15 protein-coding genes are annotated in these 19,709 nt (G+C 72.4%); 8 read left to right on the forward strand and 7 right to left on the reverse strand.

What is annotated here, in order from left to right; translation table 11 throughout:
* Window positions 1-29 precede the first annotated feature (29 nt).
* From GR130_RS26170 to GR130_RS26190, 5 genes are all read left to right on the forward strand, one after another.
* Window positions 30-1,298 carry an ROK family transcriptional regulator gene (locus GR130_RS26170; protein WP_159506988.1) on the forward strand — a complete coding sequence of 423 codons (1,269 nt, stop codon included), beginning with the start codon at window positions 30-32 and terminating at the stop codon, window positions 1,296-1,298.
* A gap of 152 nt (window positions 1,299-1,450) precedes the next feature.
* Window positions 1,451-2,863, forward strand: coding sequence for a family 2B encapsulin nanocompartment shell protein (locus tag GR130_RS26175; RefSeq protein WP_159510223.1), 1,413 nt, complete (start codon window positions 1,451-1,453; stop codon window positions 2,861-2,863).
* Window positions 2,864-3,007: 144 nt separating this feature from the next.
* Complete coding sequence (locus tag GR130_RS26180; RefSeq protein ID WP_159506989.1) at window positions 3,008-4,423, forward strand: family 2B encapsulin nanocompartment shell protein; 1,416 nt, start codon at window positions 3,008-3,010, stop codon at window positions 4,421-4,423.
* Window positions 4,424-4,674: 251 nt separating this feature from the next.
* The gene (locus tag GR130_RS26185; protein WP_159506990.1) at window positions 4,675-5,325 is read left to right on the forward strand and encodes an N-acetylmuramoyl-L-alanine amidase; all 651 of its coding nucleotides are present in this window, start codon (window positions 4,675-4,677) and stop codon (window positions 5,323-5,325) included.
* 140 nt (window positions 5,326-5,465) lie between these two features.
* Window positions 5,466-6,713, forward strand: coding sequence for a phosphodiester glycosidase family protein (locus GR130_RS26190; RefSeq protein WP_159506991.1), 1,248 nt, complete (start codon window positions 5,466-5,468; stop codon window positions 6,711-6,713).
* 99 nt (window positions 6,714-6,812) lie between these two features.
* Here GR130_RS26190 and GR130_RS26195 read toward each other — a convergent pair whose 3' ends face one another.
* Entirely contained in the window at window positions 6,813-7,007 is a 195-nt protein-coding gene (locus tag GR130_RS26195) for a hypothetical protein (RefSeq protein ID WP_159510224.1), read from the reverse strand.
* A 345-nt stretch (window positions 7,008-7,352) separates the two neighbouring features.
* On the opposite strand from GR130_RS26195, the gene GR130_RS26200 reads away from it, so the two are divergent.
* Together GR130_RS26200 and lysX are read left to right on the forward strand one after the other, a co-directional pair.
* Window positions 7,353-8,174, forward strand: coding sequence for an Ig-like domain-containing protein (locus tag GR130_RS26200; RefSeq protein ID WP_159506992.1), 822 nt, complete (start codon window positions 7,353-7,355; stop codon window positions 8,172-8,174).
* A 175-nt stretch (window positions 8,175-8,349) separates the two neighbouring features.
* The gene (gene lysX / locus GR130_RS26205; RefSeq protein WP_159506993.1) at window positions 8,350-11,667 is read left to right on the forward strand and encodes a bifunctional lysylphosphatidylglycerol synthetase/lysine--tRNA ligase LysX; all 3,318 of its coding nucleotides are present in this window, start codon (window positions 8,350-8,352) and stop codon (window positions 11,665-11,667) included.
* Between the two features lie 128 nt (window positions 11,668-11,795).
* Here the strand turns inward: lysX and GR130_RS26210 are convergent, their stop codons facing one another.
* From GR130_RS26210 to GR130_RS26230, 5 genes are all read right to left on the reverse strand, one after another.
* Window positions 11,796-12,821, reverse strand: a complete 1,026-nt coding sequence (locus GR130_RS26210) for a 2-hydroxyacid dehydrogenase (RefSeq protein WP_159506994.1) — start codon at window positions 12,819-12,821, stop codon at window positions 11,796-11,798.
* Between the two features lie 127 nt (window positions 12,822-12,948).
* Window positions 12,949-13,575, reverse strand: coding sequence for a histidine phosphatase family protein (locus tag GR130_RS26215; RefSeq protein ID WP_159506995.1), 627 nt, complete (start codon window positions 13,573-13,575; stop codon window positions 12,949-12,951).
* Window positions 13,572-15,080: an FGGY-family carbohydrate kinase gene (locus tag GR130_RS26220; protein ID WP_201305004.1), complete on the reverse strand. Its 1,509-nt coding sequence runs from the start codon at window positions 15,078-15,080 to the stop codon at window positions 13,572-13,574. The genes GR130_RS26215 and GR130_RS26220 overlap by 4 nt, the downstream gene beginning before the upstream one ends.
* Complete coding sequence (locus GR130_RS26225) at window positions 15,073-16,719, reverse strand: FGGY-family carbohydrate kinase (protein WP_236573505.1); 1,647 nt, start codon at window positions 16,717-16,719, stop codon at window positions 15,073-15,075. Before GR130_RS26225 ends, GR130_RS26220 begins: the two co-directional genes overlap by 8 nt.
* A 13-nt stretch (window positions 16,720-16,732) precedes the next feature.
* Window positions 16,733-18,052: an MFS transporter gene (locus GR130_RS26230; RefSeq protein WP_159506996.1), complete on the reverse strand. Its 1,320-nt coding sequence runs from the start codon at window positions 18,050-18,052 to the stop codon at window positions 16,733-16,735.
* Between the two features lie 283 nt (window positions 18,053-18,335).
* On the opposite strand from GR130_RS26230, the gene GR130_RS26235 reads away from it, so the two are divergent.
* Complete coding sequence (locus tag GR130_RS26235) at window positions 18,336-19,124, forward strand: DeoR/GlpR family DNA-binding transcription regulator (RefSeq protein ID WP_159506997.1); 789 nt, start codon at window positions 18,336-18,338, stop codon at window positions 19,122-19,124.
* A 37-nt stretch (window positions 19,125-19,161) separates the two neighbouring features.
* Here GR130_RS26235 and GR130_RS26240 read toward each other — a convergent pair whose 3' ends face one another.
* The gene (locus GR130_RS26240; protein WP_236573507.1) at window positions 19,162-19,647 is read right to left on the reverse strand and encodes an acyl-CoA thioesterase; all 486 of its coding nucleotides are present in this window, start codon (window positions 19,645-19,647) and stop codon (window positions 19,162-19,164) included.
* Window positions 19,648-19,709: the final 62 nt, after the last annotated feature.

Consider the following 19,709-nt stretch of genomic DNA (forward strand, 5'->3'; position numbering starts at 1 on the left):
GCCTCTTACGACCCTCCCGGGAGACCGCCATGCCCGCCCCCGCCGACGACACCCCGCAGGGCATCCGCCGCCGCAATCTGGCCCGGGTGCTGCGGGTGGTGGCGGCCGAAGGGCCGCTGTCCCGGCCGGGTGTCGCGGCGCGGATCGGGCTGACCCGGGCGGGCGTGGCGCCGCTGGTCGACGCACTGCTGCGGGCCGGGCTGCTGGTGGAGACCGGGCCGGCGGCGACCGGCGGGCGCGGGCGGCCGGGCAGCGAACTGGCGGTCGGCGACCGGGGACCGGCCGGGATCGGGGCCGAGATAGGCGTCGACCACCTGGCGGTGTGCGCGGTCGATCTGCGCGGCCGGGTCCGCGCCCGGGTGGCGGCGGACGCGGCGAACCGGCACAGCGAACCGGGGCCGGTGCTCCGGCGGTTGTCCGCCCTGGTGGCGGAGGTACGGACGGGGATCGCCGCCGAGGGGCTGCGGCCGGCCGGGCTGGCGGTCGCCGTCCCGGGGCTGGTGGCCCGGGGCTCGACGACGGTGGTGCACGCCCCCAACCTCGGCTGGCGGGACGCCGACCTGGCGCCCGCCCTGGCCCCGGAGTCCGGCGCCGGGGCCATACCGCTGACCGTGGAGAACGAGGCGAACCTCGGCGCGCTCGCCGAACTGCGACTGGGCGGCGGCACCGGCCGGCCCACACCTCCGGACTTCCTGCACGTCTCGGCCGAGATCGGCATCGGCGCCGCGGTCGTGGTGGGCGGCCAACTGCTGCGAGGCGCACGGGGGTTCGCCGGTGAACTGGGGCACGTCCCGGTCCATCCGGAGGGCCGCCCGTGCGACTGCGGCGGGCGGGGCTGCCTGGAGCAGTACGCGGGCGAGCGGGCCGTGCTGCGCGCCGGCGGGCTCTCACCGGAGCGGGCGGCGGCCGGCCGCCCGGGGCCGGGGGCCGCGGTCGCGCTGCTGGCGCGGCGGGCCGCCGACGGGGACGCGGCGACGGTCCGCGCCCTGCACGAGGCGGGCACCGCACTGGGGATCGCGCTCGCCGGGGCGGTGAACCTGCTCGATCCGCGGGCGGTGGTCCTCGGCGGTTCGCTGGCCGGGCTGGCGCCATGGGTCCTGCCGTCCCTGGAGCGGGAGTTGACACTGCGGACGGCCGTCGCGTCTCAACCGGCCGCTACAGGTGGACCGTTGGTGACCGTATCCCGACTGGGTGCCGACGGCCCGCTGTTCGGCGCCGCGCACGCCGCGCTCCGCACCGTTCTGGACGATCCGCTGGCCTTTTCCCGGCACACCGTTCCCGGCACTGAAAACCGCTAAACCCTTTCCAGAGAAGCCGAATTCCATGCCACCCCATCCAGCGATTGTGCGGCGAAAAGTCAGGCAACTATCTTCGGTGCGGCGAGCTGCCGGGGAGCCGCGCCGTGCGCTCTCCGGACGGTCCACGCCGCACCCTCCACGAGATAGGTGACATGGTGACGATTGCCGGCGAAACACTGCCCGGAAGCGCCGAAGAGACCCCGCATTCCAGTCTGAGTACCGCAGCCGCACGGAACTTGGCGACGACCACCAAGACCGCGCCGCAGATGCAGGGGATCACCTCCCGCTGGCTGCTGCGGCTGCTGCCCTGGGTGCAGGTCTCGGGTGGTACGTACCGCGTCAACCGCCGGCTGGCGTACACCGTCGGCGACGGGCGGATCGACTTCGACATCATCGGCACCCAGGTCTCCATCATCCCGGACGAGCTGCGCGAACTGCCCTCACTGTGGGAGTTCACGGACACCGAGGTGCTCGCGGCACTCGGCGAAAGGTTTACTCAGCACGAGTACGCGCCCGGTGAGCTGATCGCCGAGGCCGGTACGCCCCACGACAGGGTGGTGCTCATCACCCACGGCCGGGTCGACCGGATCGGCACCGGCAAGTACGGCGACGCGACCGTCCTCGAAGCGCTGGCCGGCGGCGACCACCTCGGCGACGAACCGCTCACCAGCCCGGACGGCGACTGGGAGTTCAGCTACCGCGCGGTGACCCGGGTGACGGCAATGGCACTGCACCGGCAGGACGCCCATGAGGTCATCGGCCGCTCCGACGCGCTGCGCGACCATCTCGCCTCGGCCACCGACGGCGCCGGGCCGCCGACCAACGCCAGCGGCGAGTCCGCGGTCGCGGTCGCCTCCGGTCACCACGGCGAGCCGTCGCTGCCCAGCACCTTCGTCGACTACGAGCCGGCCCCGCGGGAGTACGAACTCAGCGTCGCGCAGACCGTACTGCGCACCCACACCAGGGTCGGCGACCTCTACAACGACCCGATGAACCAGGTCGAGGAGCAGCTGAAGCTCACGGTCCAGGCGCTGCGCGAGCGCCAGGAGCACGAGATGATCAACAACCCCGAGTTCGGGCTGCTGCACAACGCCGACCTCAAGCAGCGCATCCACACCCGCACCGGCCCGCCCACCCCCGACGACCTCGACGAACTCCTCGCGACGGTCTGGAAGGACCCGGGCTTCCTGCTGGCGCACCCCAGGACCATCTCGGCGATCGGCCGGGAGTGCAGTGCCCGCGGGCTGTACCCGGACCCGGTCTCCGTCATGGGCCACTCGGTGCCGTCCTGGCGCGGGGTGCCGATCTTCCCGTGCAACAAGATCCCGGTGACGAAGGAGCGGACGAGTTCGGTGCTGCTGCTGCGCACCGGCGAGGACAAGCAGGGTGTGGTCGGTCTGCACCGCAGTGGAATTCCGGATGAATACGAGCCGAGCCTTTCGGTGCGTTTCATGGGAATCGACGACACGGCCATCATGAACTATCTCGTCAGCGCCTACTATTCGGCGGCCATTCTCGTTCCCGATGCGCTCGGCGTCCTGGAGGACGTGGAAATCGGCCACTGAGGGGAAACCACCTCACCGTCCGGTCGGACCGCGCACCCGGCGTTCCGGCCCCCTCCCGCACGTCTTCTTCCTTGTCTTCTTCCTTGTCTTCTTCACGGCTCGTGCAGAGCGTTACGTACCGAACGGAACAGGTGAACCCTCGCCATGACCACATCGGTGGACCCCACCTCCGGCCCGCAGGCGTCCGGCATCGAGCAGCTGCGCTCCAGCCTGGACACCGCCGCCGCCCGCAAGCTGGCGACCACGACCAAGACGCCGCCGCAGATGCAGGGCATCTCCTCGCGGTGGCTGCTGCGCATCCTGCCCTGGGCGGAGGTCGGCGGCGGCACCTACCGCGTGAACCGGCGGCTGACCCACACACTCGGCGACGGCCGGGTGGAGTTCGTCACCCAGGGCGCCGAAGTCCGGGTCATTCCACAGGAGTTGCGGGAGATGGCGCCGCTGCGCAGCTTCGACGACAACCCGACGCTGGAGGCGCTGGCCGACCGGTTCGTCCAGCGGGACTTCGCCCCCGGCGACGTCCTCGCCGAACGGGGCACGCCGACCGACCAGGTCATCCTGATCGCCCACGGCAAGCTCGAACGGCTCGGCACCGGCAAGTACGGCGACGAGACCGTGGTGGCGGTGCTCGCCGACGGCGACGCGGTCGGCGAGGTGGCGCTGCTGATGCCGGACGCCGAGTGGGAGCACACCGTACGGGCGGTCACCCGCGGCACCGCGCTGACGCTGTCGCGCGCCGGGTACGAAGAGGTGCTGGGCCGTTCGGAGGCGCTGCGCGAGCATGTCGAGAACTTCCGCACGGCGCTGGTGCCCGCGCAGAACAAGCACGGTGAGGCGGCCATCGAACTGGCCGCCGGCCATGTCGGCGAGCCCGAGCTGCCGGGTACCTTCGTCGACTACGAGCGCGCGCCGCGGGAGTACGAACTCAGCGTCGCACAGACCGTGTTGAAGATCCACTCGCGGGTCGCCGACCTCTACAACGACCCGATGAACCAGCTGGACCAGCAGCTGCGGCTCACGGTGGAGGCGCTGCGCGAGCGCCAGGAGCACGAGATGGTCAACAACCGCGAGTTCGGGCTGCTGCACAACGCCGACCTCAAGCAGCGCATCCACACGCGCAACGGCCCGCCCACCCCCGACGACCTGGACGAGCTGATCTCCCGGCGCCGCAAGACCCAGTTCCTGCTGGCGCATCCGCGCACCATCGCGGCCATCGGCCGGGAGTGGAACGCGCGCGGGATCTACCCGGCGAACACCGAGATCGACGGGACGGCGGTGCGCGCCTGGCGGGGCATTCCGCTGCTGCCCTGCAACAAGATCCCGGTCAACCCGGACCAGACCAGCTCGATCCTCGCGATGCGGGTCGGCGAGGAGAACCAGGGCGTGGTGGGGCTGCACCAGACCGGCATCCCGGACGAGTACCGGCCGGGTCTGTCGGTGCGCTTCATGGGCATCAATGAGCAGGCCGTCATCAAGTACCTGGTCAGCGCCTACTATTCGGCGGCGGTTCTGGTGCCGGACGCGCTGGGCGTGCTGGAGGACGTCGAGATCGGCCACTGACCACGCCCCGGCGTGGTCACTCGGGTGCCGACCGCCGACATCTGTCGCTCCGTCAGAATCGCTGTCCGGCACCCGGGTGACGTCCGATCAGGGGTGATCGGGCTCTTTCGCACCACCGCGGCCCGTCTTTGGTCAAGCCATGGACACAACGGACATTGCCTTGGCAGGGCGCGCACTGTTGCGCATGATGAACTCATCGGCATGTGCGTGACATGTATGCGACCACCCCTCGGTCCTTGTCAGGAGTTCACATGGAGCCCGACCCGCATCTCCCGGCCCGACGGCGGCTGCTCACCGGCGCGGCCGCGCTCGCCGCGGCCGCCGCACTCACCCCCCTCACCACGGCCACCGCCGCCGCGGCACCCAGGAAACGGGCCGCACGCGGCGGCGGCGCCTACCCCCCGGTCCACTGGACTCCGGCCAACCCCGCCAACTTCACCGCCGCCCACCGCCCGTCGCGGTACCCGATCGACATGATCGTGATCCATGTGACCCAGGAGACCTTCCCGGACACCCTCCGGCTCTTCCAGGACCCCACACACAAGGCCGCCGCGCACTACGTCGTACGGTCCGCCGACGGCTACACCGCCCAGTGCGTCCACGAGCGGGACGTCGCCTGGCACGCGGGCAACTGGGACTACAACACCCGCAGCGTCGGCATCGAGCACGAGGGCTGGATCGACGACCCGAAGTGGTTCACCGACGCCCTCTACACCCGGTCCGCGCTGCTGACCGCCGCCGTCTGCGACCGTTACGGCATCCCCAAGGACCGCGAGCACATCATCGGGCACGTCGAGGTCCCCGGCACCGACCACAAGGACCCCGGCCCGCACTGGGACTGGGCCCGCTACATGGAACTGGTCAACAGGGCGGCGTTCTGGGAGAACATCCTGGACATGTGACGGGCCGTCACTCAGCCTTCGTGCCGCCCGCGTCGGGCGACACGACGGCCGTTCGGCAGGTGTACGGATTCCCGACACCCGCGGGTCATAGTGAGCGCTTCAAGCACCTGCGACAGTTGACGCGACGTCAGGGGGCTCTGGTGAAGCAGCGATTCGGCCGGACACGGGCGACGGCGACGGCGCTGGTCGCGTGGGGCGTCCTGGTCGGCGGCGGACTGGCGGACGGCGGCCGGGCCGTCGCCGCGGACCACGGCATCGAGCGTACGGAAGCGGTCCGGGTGGCACCCGGCGTGACCTATGACGAGTTCCGCATGAGGCTGCCGCGCGGCACCGTGCACGGCCATCTGCTGACCGTCGACCTGACCGATCCGGACGTCTCGGTCGACCTGCTGTACCCCGCGGCGGTCGCCGAGCGCGCCCCGGTATCCGAGCTGGCCGACGACGAGGACGCGGTGGGGGCCGTCAACGGCGACTTCTTCGACATCAGCGAGGCCCAGCACCCGGGCGTCGAGGTGACCGGTGCCCCGGTCGGGCCCGCGGTGGCCTCGGGGCGGGAGCTGAAGGGCGCGGTGCCGAACGGCCAGCGGTTCGGTCCTGTATTGCCGCCCGGTGCGACCACCGAGGACGTCCTCGCCGTCGGCCGCGACCACCGGGCCCGGCTGGACCGGCTGGCGCTGCGCGGCACGGTCCGCAGCGCCGAGGGCTCCTGGCCGCTGCGCGGGCTGAACCAGTACGCGCTGCCGGTGGGCGGGATCGGCGCGTACACCGCGGCATGGGGCCCGGTGTCCCGCAGGCGCGCGGTCTGCGGCACCGACACCGACCGGAGCGCGGGGTGCGCCAAGGACACCGCCGCGGTCACGGTCCGGCACGGGCGGGTGGCCAAGGTGGGCGGCCCGCCGGGCCGCGGCGGGATCGCGGCCGGGAGCGTGGTGCTGCTGGGCCGGGAGGAGGGAGCGCGGCGGCTGCGCACGCTGCGTGTCGGCGAGCGGGTGCGGATCGGCCACGGGCTGGTCGGGCAGCGGCCGGGCCTGCCGCGGTTCGCGGTCGGCGGCTTTCCGATCGTGCGGAACGCCCGTCCGGTGGGCGGTCTGAACACCGCCGCGGTGACGATGCGGACCTCCGTGGGCATCGCGGACCGGGGCCGGACGCTGTACCTGATGGCGACGGACGGGGAGAAGGGACGGCACCAGACGGGGCTGACGGTGCGGGAGCTGGCGGAGCTGATGCTGCGGCTGGGGGCCGGGGAGGCGATGGATCTGGACGGCGGCGGATCGTCGACGTTCGTCAGCCGCGACCCGGACGACCAGGAGCTGCGGGTGCGCAACCATCCGTCGACCGGCAAGGAGCGGCCGGTGGCGAACGCCATCGGGGTCTTCTCCACCGAGTGATCGCGCCCGCGGCCGGCGGCGAGGAGGCCGCCGAAGCCGATCAGGGCAGGGGGCACGGTCAGCGACCGCGCGGTCACGGTGGCCGGGTGCGGGCCGGCGTCAGGGGCGCACGCTGCTGACGACGTCGGCCGCGCCGGCCAGCCCGTGGTGGATGTCCGGGGCGAGGCTGCTGCCCGCCAGATAGAACCCGAGCAGCCCGCAGACCAGGGCGTGTGAGAACTTGAGCTTGCCGCTGCGCAGGAAGATCACCATCAGGACCACCAGCAGCAGGATCACCGAGACGGACACGGCCACGGCCACCACACCTCCTCGACCGCCGCCCGAACAGGCGGCAAGAGATGGCCAGTTTGGCGCATTTCCAGGTATGTCCGGTTCGAGTCCGGGTGCTCCAAACAGGTGATCACTACGGGTCACGGGGCGTTGGCGGGGATTTCTTCCGGCGCCGCGGCGCGCGCCCGTCCCGCGTCGGCGGGACCTCAACTTCCCGGCGCATCACCACTGTTCACGGACTGACCCACAACTCGGCGAAGTTGTGGCATGGATCACATCACTCCCCGCAACGGAGTGTTGCGAAAGTCCGTCTTAGCGGCCGACATTGCCGCCGTTCCTCCCCCCACCGCAGACGGAAAGTCCCTGCCCATGAGCCAGAGCCCCGACCGGCACCGCCGGCCGACACGGTCGTTCTATGCCGCTCTCGCGCTGGTACCGCTGATCGGGCTCGGCACGCTCGCGGCGTGCGACGCCACCAAGGCGTCGGCGTCCCAGGGGCAGCCGGTGAAAGTGGGGCTGGGGGCGGCCAGCGGGACGGCGACGGTGCAGGCCGGGGACCGGCTGCGGGTAAGCGCGGACGGCGGTGTGCTGACCGAGGTGACGGTGACCGACCCCCAGGGCCGGCAGCTGGTCGGCGGGCTCTCCGGAGGCGGGACGGTGTGGACGTCGCGGGCCAAGGCGGCGCCGGAGACCAAGTACTCCGTACTCGCCCGTACGAAGAACCCGCAGGGCGACACCGGCGAGGCGAAGGAGTCGCTGACCACCGGCAAGGTGGCCAAGCGGAACCGGGCGAGGCTCAGCCCCGCCCCGCACGGCGATGTGGTCGGCGTCACCGAGCCGATCACCCTCACCTTCGCCTTCCCGGTGACCCAGCGGGCGGCGGTGGAGCGGCGGCTGAAGGTGATCACCGACCACCCCACCGAGGGGTCGTGGAGCTGGGCGCGCACCAGGGACGGCAAGGACCGGATCGCCTGGCGGCCAGAGGACGCGTGGCAGCCAGGGACCAAAGTCACACTGCGCGCCGAACTCAACGGCGTGGACTCCGGCGGCGGCCGTTTCTTCACCAAGGACTACGGTCTGAGCTTCACCATCGGCCGGAGCGGGGCGGTGCGGGCGGACCTCGATGCGGGCGCCTACACCACTCCCGGACTCGGACTTACGCCTGCTTTATGGCAAGGTCCAGGTGGGTGACCCCCATGAACGGCCGCCGAACCCTCCGTACGAGGGAGAGACAACAGGAGGGACGGAATCGGAGACTGGATGGTCGGCCGGTCCCGTCGGCAGCAGCACAGCAGCAAACCAGTGGCAGGAATACAGGGCCCCTTGTGTCGAGCCGCTGACCCCTTTCAGAGCCTAATGTGACGGAATGAGCACCGTGCAGGACCAGGATCAACTCACGGGGTGGCGGCGCTTCCGGCGCCGCATCCCGAATGGCTTCGCCATCATCTTCAGCGTGCTGGGGCTTTTCTGCGCCCTGACGGCGCTGATCGGGCCCCTTCGGCGCGCGTTCCACTCGGTGATCTACTGGCTGGACGCGCTCACCATCCCGGTGACCCCGAACTTCGCGTACGCGGTCTTCCTCTTCCTGCTGGGCGCGGCGATGGCCGCGCGCAAGCGGGTCGCCCTGTGGTTTGTTGTCGCGTACATGATGCTGAACGTCCTGGCGGACGCGCTGTTCCTCGCCGCCGGGTACTGGGAGTACAGCATCTCCCTGGTGCTGTGCGCCGGGGCGCTGGTGCTGCTGCTCGTCGCGCACCGGGAGTTCTACGCGATCACCCGGCGCGGTGCGTTCCTGCGGGCCTCCCTGGTGCTGGGCGCCGGGCTCGTGGTGGCCGTGCTGCTCGGCTGGGGGCTGGTCTCACTGACGCCCGGGTCGCTGGAGCACGGCGGCGGCAACCGTCTGCTGTGGGCCGCCAACCGCGTCTGCGGCGGGCTGGTCGGCGGCCGGATCGTCGAGGGACACCCGCCGCACTGGACCGGTACCGTCCTCGGACTGCTGGGCGCGCTGGCGCTGCTGAACGCCGCCGCCACCCTCTTCCGCTCGCAGCGGATGGAAGCCGCGCTGCACGGCGACGAGGAGGCCCGCATCCGGGCACTGCTGAACAAGTACGGCAGCCAGGACTCGCTGGGCTACTTCGCCACCCGCCGGGACAAGGCCGTGGTCTTCTCCCCCAGCGGCAAGGCCGCCGTGACCTACCGCGTGGAGACCGGCGTCTGCCTGGCCAGTGGTGACCCGGTCGGTGACCGCGAGGCATGGGCCCCGGCCATCGAGGCATGGCTGGAGGTCGCCGGACGCTACGGCTGGCAGCCCGCCGTCATGGGCGCCAGCGAGGACGGTGCGAAGGCGTTCGCCCGCGCCGGGATGGGCGCGCTGCAGCTCGGTGACGAGGCGATCCTGCACGTCGCCGGGTTCGACCTGGACGGCCGTGAGATGCGGGTCACCCGCCAGGCCGTCAACCGCGTCGAGCGGACCGGCGCGACCTTCCGCGTACGGCGCCACTCCGAGCTAACCGACACGGAGATGCAGGAGGTCATCCACCGCGCGGACGCCTGGCGCGACACCGAGACCGAACGCGGCTTCTCGATGGCGCTGGACCGGCTGGGCGACGATCAGGACGGCGACTGCCTGCTGGCCGAGGCGTTCGACGGCGACGGCAAGATGATCGCGCTGCTCTCCTTCGTCCCGTGGGGCAAGGACGGCATCTCGCTGGACCTGATGCGCCGCGACCGCAGCGCGCCCAACGGCGTGATGGAGTTCATGGTCGCCCAGCTGTGCGCCCAGGCCGGCACGCTCGGGGTGCGGCGGATCTCGCTGAACTTCGCGGTCTTCCGGTCCGCCTTCGAGGAGGGCGCCCGGATCGGTGCCGGTCCGGTGCTGAAGTTCTGGCGCCGGCTGCTGCTGTTCTTCTCCCGCTGGTGGCAGCTGGAGGCGCTCTACCGCTCGAACTCGAAGTACCTCCCGGAGTGGTACCCGCGGTTCCTGTGCTACGCGGACGCCGGTGCGCTGGCCCGGATCGGTATGGCCTCCGGTATCGCCGAGGGCTTCGTGGCCGTGCCGAGCCTGGGCAAGCTGTGGGGCAAGGGGCACAAGAAGCGGGTGCTGGCCCCGGCGAGCACCGCGGGCCTGCCGTCGCTGGACGAGCTGGGCCTGGTGCAGGCGCCGCCGGCCGGCGAGAAGGAGCTGCGGGAGCAGGAGCTGGCCGCGCTGCCCGAGCAGGTGCGAGTGCGGCACCGCAAGCTGGAGCGGCTGCGGGAGGCCGGCACGGACCCGTACCCGGTCGGCGTGCAGCGGACGCACACCCTCGGCCAGGTCTGCGAGGAGCACCGGGAGCTGGCGGCCGGGGAGCGTACCGGCAAGACCGTCACCGTCGCCGGGCGGGTGCTGCTCACCCGCGACCACGGCGGCGTGCTGTTCGCGGTGCTGCGGGACTGGTCGGGCGATCTCCAGATCGCGCTGACCCGGGACGGCAGCGGCGCCGAGCTGCTGGAGCGCTTCGCCGAGGACGTGGACCTCGGTGACCACGTCGAGGCCGAGGGCGAGGTCGGCACCAGCGACCGCGGCGAGCTGACCGTGTTCGTGACCCGGTGGCGGCTGACCGCAAAGTGCCTGCGCCCGCTGCCGGACAAGCGGCGCGGTCTGTCCGACCCGGAGGCCAAGGTCCGCCAGCGGTATGTGGACCTGGTCGTCTCGCCGGACGCGCGGGACAACGTGCGGGCGCGCAGCACGGCAGTGCAGGCGCTGCGCCAGGGGCTGATCGAACGCGGCTACCTGGAGGTCGAGACCCCGATGCTCCAGCAGATCCACGGTGGCGCCAACGCCCGCCCGTTCCAGACCCACATCAACGCCTACGACCTGGACCTGTATCTGCGGATCGCGCCGGAGCTGTACCTCAAGCGGCTCTGCGTGGGCGGTATGGAGAAGGTCTTCGAGATGGGGCGGACGTTCCGCAACGAGGGCATCTCGTACAAGCACAACCCCGAGTTCACGATGCTGGAGGCGTACCAGGCGTTCGCCGACTACGACGTGATGCTCAACCTGACCCGGGAGCTGATCCAGGGCGCGGCGGTCGCGGCGTTCGGCAGCGCCACGGCCCGCAAGGCGGACAAGAACGGGCGGCTGGTCGAGCACGACATCTCGGGCGTCTGGCCGGTCAAGACCGTCTACGGCGCGATCTCCGAGGCACTGGGCGAGGAGGTCGACGCGGACACCGACCCCGACGTGCTGCGGCGGCTGTGCAACGCCTCGTCGGTGCCGGTGAAGCCGGAGATGGGCCGGGGCGACATCGTGCTGGAGATGTACGAGCGGCTGGTCGAGGAGAAGACCACGCTGCCGACCTTCTACAAGGACTTCCCCACCGATGTCTCGCCGCTGACGCGTCAGCACCGGGTCGACCCGCGGCTCGCCGAGCGCTGGGACCTGGTCGCGTTCGGCACCGAACTGGGCACCGCCTACTCGGAGTTGACCGACCCGGTCGAGCAGCGGCGGCGGCTCACCGCGCAGTCGCTGCTGGCGGCCGGCGGTGACCCGGAGGCGATGGAGCTGGACGAGGACTTCCTCCAGGCCCTGGAGTACGCGATGCCGCCGACCGGTGGTCTGGGCATCGGCGTGGACCGGCTGGTGATGTTCCTGACCGGTCTGTCGATCCGCGAGACGCTGCCGTTCCCGCTGGTGCGCAGGCGCTGACCGCGCGCAGTGCCGACGTCCGGACCTTCCCGTCCGGACGCGCGGGGCTCCGCCCCGGACCTCGGTCCTCAAGCGCCGGGCGGGCTGGATTTTCCAGCCCGCCCGGCGCTTTTGGTACGGGTTGCTTGTTACTTGTTGGCCTGGTGGCGGAGGGGTTCGCCGCGCAGGTAGCGGCCGACGTCGCCGGCGACGATCTCCGCGGCCTTGTGGGCGACCTGCCGGCTGCCGCCCGCGATGTGCGGGGTGAGGACGACGCGGGGGGCGGTCAGCAGGCGGGAGCCGGCCGGGATCGGCTCCTCGGGGAAGACGTCGAGGCCGGCGCCGGCCAACTGCCCGGATTCCAGGGCGTCGCAGACCGCGTCGTAGTCCAGCAGCGCGCCCCGGGCGCAGTTGACGAGCACCGCGCCGCGCGGCATCGCGGCGAGTTGGTCGCGGCCGATCATGCCGGTGGTCTCCGGGGTGACCCGGGCGTGCAGCGAGACGATGCGGGAGCGGGTGAGCAGGTCGTCGAGGGAGACCTGCTCGGCGATGCCGGCCAGCGCTTCGGGGCGCACGTAGGGGTCGTGGACGAGGACGTGGGCGCCCATGGCGTGCAGGACCCTGGCGACGCGGCTGCCGATGGCGCCGAAGCCGATCAGGCCGACGGTGGCGCCGTCGATCTCGATGCCGCAGTTGTCGTAGTCGTAGTAGTCGCCGCGCCAGACACCGCGGCGCAGGTCGGTGTGGGTGTCGCCGACGCCGCGGGCGGCGGCCAGCAGCAGGGTGAGGGTGTGTTCGGCGGTGGCGGTGGCGTTGCGGCCGGGGGCGTGGCAGACGGCGACGCCGTGCCGGGTGGCGGCTGCGAGGTTGGCGTTGACCGGGCCGCCGCGGCTGGTGCAGAAGAGCCGGAGATCGGGGCAGTGGGCGAGGATGCGCTCGGTCAGCGGGCCGTGTTCGGTGACGCAGATCTCGACGCCCTGGAGGGCCTCGATCATCTCGTCCTCGGTGCCGGACGCCTCAATGACCTCGGCGACCGGGCCGAAGGGGGTGTGCGGCCAGCCGAACTGGATCTCGCGTATCTCCAGGGGCGTGTCCCCGGCCGCCGTGCGTACGGCGGCGCTGAACAGGCTCGGGCGGATGAAGTGGTTGCCGGCGGCGAGGACGGTGGTGGTCATGCCACAACCTCGCTTCGCTCGGCCGTGCATGCGCACGGGGGGCACCTTTCAATGATTCGTTCGCTTCGCTCACTCATGCGGGGTGTGTCTCCTCAGAGGCGGTGGGCGTCGTGGGCCGTGCGGCCGGTCAGTGCAGGGCGGGGGTCTGGGCGAGGGCGGGGGCGTTGAGGCGCAGCAGCGCGGTCTGCCCGTGGTCCACCCGGATCTCGGTGAGGGCGCCGTTGTGCAGCTGGGGGAAGACCCGGCGGTAGTCGGCGAGCGGGATGCCCAGCAGGTGGCAGAGCAGCACCCGGACAAGGGTGGAGTGGGCGACCAGGAGAACCCGGCCGTCGGGCTGTTCGCGGGCGATGTCGGCGAGGCAGGCGGCGGCGCGTTCGGCGGCCCGGCGCGGGTGCTCGCCGCCGGGGAGGTGGTTCTCGACCGGGTCGGCGAGGAAGGCGGCCAGCCGCTGCGGGAAGCGCCGGCGCATCTCCTCCCGGGTCAGGCCCTCGCCCTGGCCGAAGTCGACCTCGTAGAGCCGTTCGTCGATGTGCGGGGTCAGTCCGCAGGCGTCGGCGGCGGGGGCGGCGGTGAGCCGGGCACGGGAGAGCGGGGAGCTCCAGACGGCGGTGAGGCCGGCGGTGGCGGCCCAGTGGGCGAGGGCCTGGGCCTGCTCGCGGCCGTGCTCGGTGAGCGGGACGTCGGAGCGGCCGGCGTAGCGGTTCTCCGCGTGCCAGACGGTCTCACCGTGGCGTACGAGGATGAAGTCGGTCACTGCGCGGCCCTCCTGCGGGCGTGTTCGGCCACGGCGGGGTCGAGCCAGCCGCGGCGGGTGAGTTCGTCGACGAAGCGGCGGTAGACGGGGAGGTAGCGGGCGGTGCGGGCGGGGTCGGGGCGGAGTTCGGTGCCGGGGCGGACCATCGCGGCGGCCGCGTCCTGGAGGCTCGCGCCGGAGGCGGTGGCGGCGAGGACGGCCATGCCGAGGGCGCCTTCGGCGTGTTCGGGGACGTGGACCGGGCGGCCCAGGACCTCGGCGCGCAGCCGGCACCAGTAGGCGTTGCGGGCGCCGCCGCCGGTGAAGGTGAGCGGGCCGCCGGTGGGCGCGCCGAGGTGGTCGAGGTAGTCGAAGCAGAGCCGTTCGACGCAGGCGACGCCGAGCAGGTAGGCGTGGAACTCGGCGGCGCGGGTGGGGACGTCGCCGAGGATGAAGGGTTCGGCCTCGGGAGCGCGGAACGGGAAGCGCTCGCCGCCGGTGGAGACCAGCGGGTAGGCGACCGCGTCCGGGTCCAGGGCGGCGGCCTGCTCGGTGAGCACGTCGAGGTTCTCGCTGTGGAAGTACTGGGAGATGACGCCCGCGCCGCTGCTGGAGGCGCCGCCGGGCAGCCAGGTCTCGCCGGGTCCGCGGTGGCAGTAGACCACGCCCGCCGGATCGCGGATCAGGTGGTCGCTGCTGCCCTTGAGGACGAGGGTGGTGCCGAGTACCGCGTTCCATGCGCCGGGCGTGAGCGCGCCGGCGCCGATCTGCGCGGCGCAGCCGTCGGTCATGCCGGCGACGATGGCCGTTCCGGCGGGGATGCCGGTGGCGTCGGCGGCCTCGGCGCAGACGGTGCCGAGTACGGTGCCCGGCCGTACGACGTCGGGCAGCAGGGTCTCGGGGACGCCGAGCCGGTCCAGCACCTCGTGCGGCCAGCGCTCCTCGACGAGGTGGTAGCCGGTCTTGAGCGCGTGGCTGGCGTCGCTCGGGAGCTGACGCCCTGCCAACTTCCAGGTGATGACGTCGACTTGGTGCAGCAGCCGGGTTCCGTCGGCGAGTCCCGGCTCGTGGTCCAGCAGCCAGCGGAGCTTGGGCAGCGCCCAGGAGGGCGGCATGCTGCGGTAGCCCAGCTCGCGCCAGACCGCTCCCCCGGCCTCGTTGACCGCCGCGGCCTGGTCGACGGCGCGCCCGTCGTCGTACATCAGCCCCGGGGTGAGCGGGGTGCCGTGCGCGTCGGCGAGCAGGACGGTGCCGGAGGTGCCGTCGACGGCCAGCCCGCGGACCCGGGTGGCGTCGATGCCCTCCAGCGCCTCCCGGCAGGCCGCGGACAGCGCGCTCCACCACTCCTCGGCGTCCTGCTCATGGCGTTTGCCCACCCGCCGGCTGGTGAGCGGGCGGGCGGCGCCGGCGAGGACCTGCCCGGTGCCGTCGACGGCGAGGCAGCGGGCGCTCTGGGTGCCGAGGTCGAGGCCGAGCCAGATGCCGTCGAGGGGGGCGGTCGTTCCGGGAGGGTGCTGGTCAGACACGGGTGCCTCCAGGGGCGGGGGTCGCGGCGGGGTGGTGGGTGGTGTCGATGCGGCGGACTGTGGAAGTGCCAGACGTGCCAGTCGTGTCAGTCGTGCCAGACGTGGCGGATGCGCCGGACGTGCCGGACGCGCCGGGGGCCGTTGGCCGGGTGTCCGCGGGCCAGGTCGCGGCGCCCCGCCAGCCCGCCTCCCGGGTGACGGCGCGCCAGTGGAGGAAGTCTTCGTAGAGCGCGGCGTAGAACTCCGTACGCTCCGGGTCGGGCTGCCAACTCCGCTGCATCCGCACGTACTTGTCCGCGGCGCGGTGCATGCTGGTCTCCGCGCCGGTGCGGACCAGGCCGGTGAGGAAGGCCCCCTTGGCGCCGAGTTCGGTGTCCGAGGAGCGGGCGGTGGGCACTCCCGTGGTGTCGGCGATCAGCGCGCACCAGGCGTCGCTGTTGGCGCCGCCGCCGCACAGCCGCAGCTCGGTGACGTCCGTGCGGGCCGCCGCCAGCGAGTCGCGCAGGACCAGCGAGAGCCCGTCGAAGACGGCGCGGGCGAGGTCGGCCGGGGTGTGCTCCAGGGACAGGCCCCAGAAGGAGCCGCGGGCGGCCGGGTCGAGGAACGGCGCGCGCTCGCCGGCCGGGGAGAGGTACGGCAGAAACATCAGGCCGCGGGCGCCGGGCCGCGACTCGAAGGCCAGGCGGGCCAGTTCCGGCGGCCCGGGGAGGTGCAGCAGCCGGGCCGCCCAGCCGAGGACCTCGGCGCCGTTGAGGGTGGGGAAGGCGCGCAGTACGCGTTCGCGCCCGCGGTAGGCGATGGTGATGCCGGACGGTTCGCCGGTGGTGTCGATCTCGGTGCGGACGATCTCGGTGCACAGCGTGGTGCCGAGGATGCTGCACGCCTGGCCGGGGTTGACGACGCCGACGCCGCGGGCGGTGGCGGCGATGTCGTACGGGGCCATCACGACGGGCAGCCCGGCGGGCAGCCCCAGCTGGTCCGCGGCCTCGCGGGTGATCTCGGCGATCCGCTGGGACTCGCCGAGGACGGTGGGCAGCAGCCGGGCGTACGCGGCCAGGCCGAACAGGTCGAGGATCTCCGGGTCGTAGTCGCCGGTGGTGTGGTCGAGGAACGGCGCCGAGGCGTCCGATTCGTCGCTGGCGCACACGCCGGTGAGGCGGAGGAAGAGCCAGCCGGCGGCGGTGAGCGAGGTCGCGGAGCGGGCGAGCCGGTCCGGGTCGTGGGCGGCGAGCCAGCTGAAGAGGGCGTTGGGCATGCCGGTGCAGGTCAGCGAGCCGTTGCGGCGGAAGGCCGCTTCCAGGACTCCGGCGCGCTGCCAGGCGGTGAGCTGGTCCCCGGCCCGGCCGTCGGACCAGAGGATCGCCGGGCCGGTGGGGCGCCCGCGGCCGTCGACGAGCCAGGCGCCGTCGCCCTGTGCGGTGAAGGAGACCAGCCGGACCGGGTCGGTCAGCTCGGTGAGGACCTCGCGGACGGTGCGGACGACGGCGTGCCAGACGGCGTCCATGTCCTGTTCGGCCCAGCCGGGGTGCGGGCGGAGCACTTCGGTGGCGACCCGGGAGACGGCGATCTCGGCGCCCTGGTCGTCGAAGACGACGGACTTGATGACGGTGGTGCCGACGTCGATGGTCAGTACGGACATCAGTGGTGTCCTTTCACGCCCGGGCCGACGCGGTCTGCGGCGCGGTGGCGTCCCGGCCGGCGCCCGCCCCCGCGGCCGACTCGTCCGGCAGCTTCAGGAAGAGGGTGAGTCCGGTGCTCACCGCGTACATCCCCGCGAAGATCCAGACCACCCCTTCGACGCCGAGCGGCCCGACGAAGGCCGCGACGACGGCTGGTCCGACGAAGGTGCTGGCGCCGGCGCCCAGGTTGAGCGCGGCCAGCGCCTGTCCCTTGTGCCGCGGCTCCAGAGAAGGCATCAACGCTGATATCGGTACGTATCCCGCCAGCGTAGCCCCGTAGAACGCGGCCACGGCCAAGGCGAGCGGGAAGCTCGGGCCCGCGGTGGTCGGGACGTAGAAGAGGAGCAGGGTGCTCAGGGTGCAGCCGGCGCCGCCGAACCAGGCGATGGTGCGCCGCCAGCCGAGCCGGTCGCCGACCACGCCGAAGAGGAGGTTGGCGAAGATGTTGGTGGCGAACATCGCGCTGAGCAGATGCAGCCACTGGGTGAGGCCGAAGCCGACGGTCTTGGTGAAGTGGATCGGCAGGATGACGAAGAACCCGAACTGCGACGCGGTGTTGATGACCCGTACGACGGATCCGGCGCCGACCCGGGGGTTGCGCCAGAGGATCGTGACGCTGCCGAGCAGGGTGGCCAGCGGCCCCTCGCCCTCGGGCCGCTGCCGCCTGCCGCCGTGGGCGTCGCGGACGAGCAGCAGCGCGATCAGCCCGCCCGCGGCCACCAGCGCCAGCGCCGCCCACAGCGTGGCGTAGGCGCCGATGCGCGGGATCAGCCCGCCGGCGACGAGGGAACCGAGCGTCGGCAGCCCGCCGGTGAACGCGAACCAGAACCAGCCCATCGCCGTGCCCAGCCGTGCGCGGGGCGCGACGCCGGCGATCCAGACCAGGAACCCGTAGGCGAACAGCGGGTAGCCCAGGCCGCGGAGGCCGTAGCCGAGCAGCATCAGCGGATAGCTGGACGACGGGAGGGCGGCGGCGAGGAAGAGCAGCTGGAAGGCGGCCCAGATGACGAGTCCGGTCCACATCACCCGGCGTGGGCCCCACAGGTCGGCGAGCACGCTGGAGAGCCAGGCGGCGAGGGCGGCGGCGATACCGTAGACGGTGAACAGGAGCGCGACCCGGGACTCCGGGATGCCGCGGTCGATGAGGTACGGCGAGAGGTAGCCGGACTCGACTCCGTCTCCGACCATGAAGAGGAGCAGCCCGAGGTAGCCCCAGGCGAGGGTGGGCGGGATGCCGAGACGGGTGATCAGCGCCCGGCGGGTGATCGGCGGACGCGGAGGAGGGTTCGTCATCGAAGCTCCCCTTTCTGCGGCGGGATTCTGCGGCGGATTTCGGCGGCGGCCGGTGGAGGACGCAGTGATGCAACCGCTGGCGTAAAAGGGGCGTCAAGGGTGGCCGGAATCTTCGCATCGGGGCGGCGACCTGCCGTGTTGCGTCGGAGCGGAATCGGCATCTGCGGTGCGCTCGCCCGCGGGCACGGTGTTAAATCCGTGCGAACATAACGTGGCGAGTTCACGCGGGGCGGGCCGTGCCGGGAGCGCGGTGCGCCGCGCGGCGGCGGGAAGGAACGGGGCGATGGACCGGGTCGAGGCGCAGGAGGAACGGCGGCGCCGGATACGGGAGAGCGTGATCGCCCGGGGGTTCGTCCGGACCTCGGACCTCGCCGCCGAGTTCGGGATCAGCCTGATGACGGCCCACCGGGATCTGGACGCGCTGCAGGCACAGGGCTGGCTGCGCAAGGTGCGGGGCGGCGCGACCGGGCTGCCGTCGGCGCAGTTCCACGGCAGCGTGGCGGAGCGGATGGCGACCATGGCGGCGACCAAGCAGCTGCTGGCGCGGGCCGCCGCACGGCTGCTGGTCCCCGGCCAGACGGTGCTGCTGGACGACAGCACCACCTGTCTGCTGCTGGCGCACCACGTCTCCGAGCACACCCCGCTGACCGTGATCACCAACTCGCTGCCGGCCGTCACCACGCTCGCCAAGGAGCCCGGCATCTCGCTGATCACGCTCGGCGGGGCGTACTTCCCGGCCTATGACGCCTTCATGGGGCTGCACACCGCGGACGCCGTACGGGCCTACCGCGCCGATGTGCTGTTCCTGTCCACCACGGCCGTCGCCAACGGCCGCTGTTACCACACCTCACCGGAGACGGTGCAGGTCAAACGGGCCATGATGGAGAGCGCGGCGCGGCGGGTGCTGGTCGCCGACCACACCAAGTTCACCAAGGACGGGCTCTACGCGCTGGCGCCGCTGGCCGACTTCGACCTGCTGATCGTCGACGACGGGCTGCCGGCGGAGCAGGTACGGGCGGTGCGGGCGGGCGGCACGGAGGTGCTGGTGGTGCCGGCGCGCGGCGGGTCGTGACCCGGGGGAGCCGCGCGGTGCGTCTCCCCCGGCCGCCTCACTTCGCGCTCAGGCCGAGCGGTGACGGGTCGTCAGAGAGCGTGCGCAGCACCGCCCCGGGGTCCTTGACCAGCTTGCGCTCGGTGAGGTCCAGCAGCCCGCAGACGGCGCTGATCTCGGCGGCCACCGTGCCGTCCGCCTTGCGCACGGTCTGCTCGAAGACGAAGGTCCTGCCCTCGCCCCAGACGATCGCGGCGCTCACCTCGACCTCGTCGCCGGCCCGCAGCTCACGCCGGTAGCGGATGGTGGTCTCGACGGTCACCGGGCCGACGCCGGTGGCGACCATGGCGCTCTGCCCGATGCCGCACGCCTGGAGCAGCGACCAGCGGGCGTGCTCGGCGTACTGGAGGTAGACGCTCTGGTTGAGGTGGCCCTGGGTGTCGGTCTCGTAGCCCCGGACGGTGATGGGCACGGTGAACGGCTCGGCCGCCCCTGCCGCCGGAGTCCCGCTCGCGTCCGCCACTGCCTTCGCCCCGTCCGCCACGCTCTCTCCCGTTCTTCCCGGGTCCCCGCTACGGGTCCCCGCTCCCGGCTTCCTGGTTGGCC

Source organism: Streptomyces sp. GS7, assembly GCF_009834125.1.
In the GTDB taxonomy this organism is placed as follows: Bacteria; Actinomycetota; Actinomycetes; order Streptomycetales; family Streptomycetaceae; genus Streptomyces.

Bases quoted from the DNA above. Each gene is read 5' to 3' on its own strand.
- GR130_RS26170 (WP_159506988.1), top strand. From the start codon at position 30: ATGCCCGCCCCCGCCGACGACACCCCGCAGGGCATCCGCCGCCGCAAT.
- GR130_RS26175 (WP_159510223.1), top strand. From the start codon at position 1,451: ATGGTGACGATTGCCGGCGAAACACTGCCCGGAAGCGCCGAAGAGACC.
- GR130_RS26180 (WP_159506989.1), top strand. From the start codon at position 3,008: ATGACCACATCGGTGGACCCCACCTCCGGCCCGCAGGCGTCCGGCATC.
- GR130_RS26185 (WP_159506990.1), top strand. From the start codon at position 4,675: ATGGAGCCCGACCCGCATCTCCCGGCCCGACGGCGGCTGCTCACCGGC.
- GR130_RS26200 (WP_159506992.1), top strand. From the start codon at position 7,353: ATGAGCCAGAGCCCCGACCGGCACCGCCGGCCGACACGGTCGTTCTAT.
- lysX (WP_159506993.1), top strand. From the start codon at position 8,350: ATGAGCACCGTGCAGGACCAGGATCAACTCACGGGGTGGCGGCGCTTC.
- GR130_RS26210 (WP_159506994.1), bottom strand. From the start codon at position 12,821: ATGACCACCACCGTCCTCGCCGCCGGCAACCACTTCATCCGCCCGAGC.
- GR130_RS26225 (WP_236573505.1), bottom strand. From the start codon at position 16,719: ATGTCCGTACTGACCATCGACGTCGGCACCACCGTCATCAAGTCCGTC.
- GR130_RS26230 (WP_159506996.1), bottom strand. From the start codon at position 18,052: ATGACGAACCCTCCTCCGCGTCCGCCGATCACCCGCCGGGCGCTGATC.
- GR130_RS26235 (WP_159506997.1), top strand. From the start codon at position 18,336: ATGGACCGGGTCGAGGCGCAGGAGGAACGGCGGCGCCGGATACGGGAG.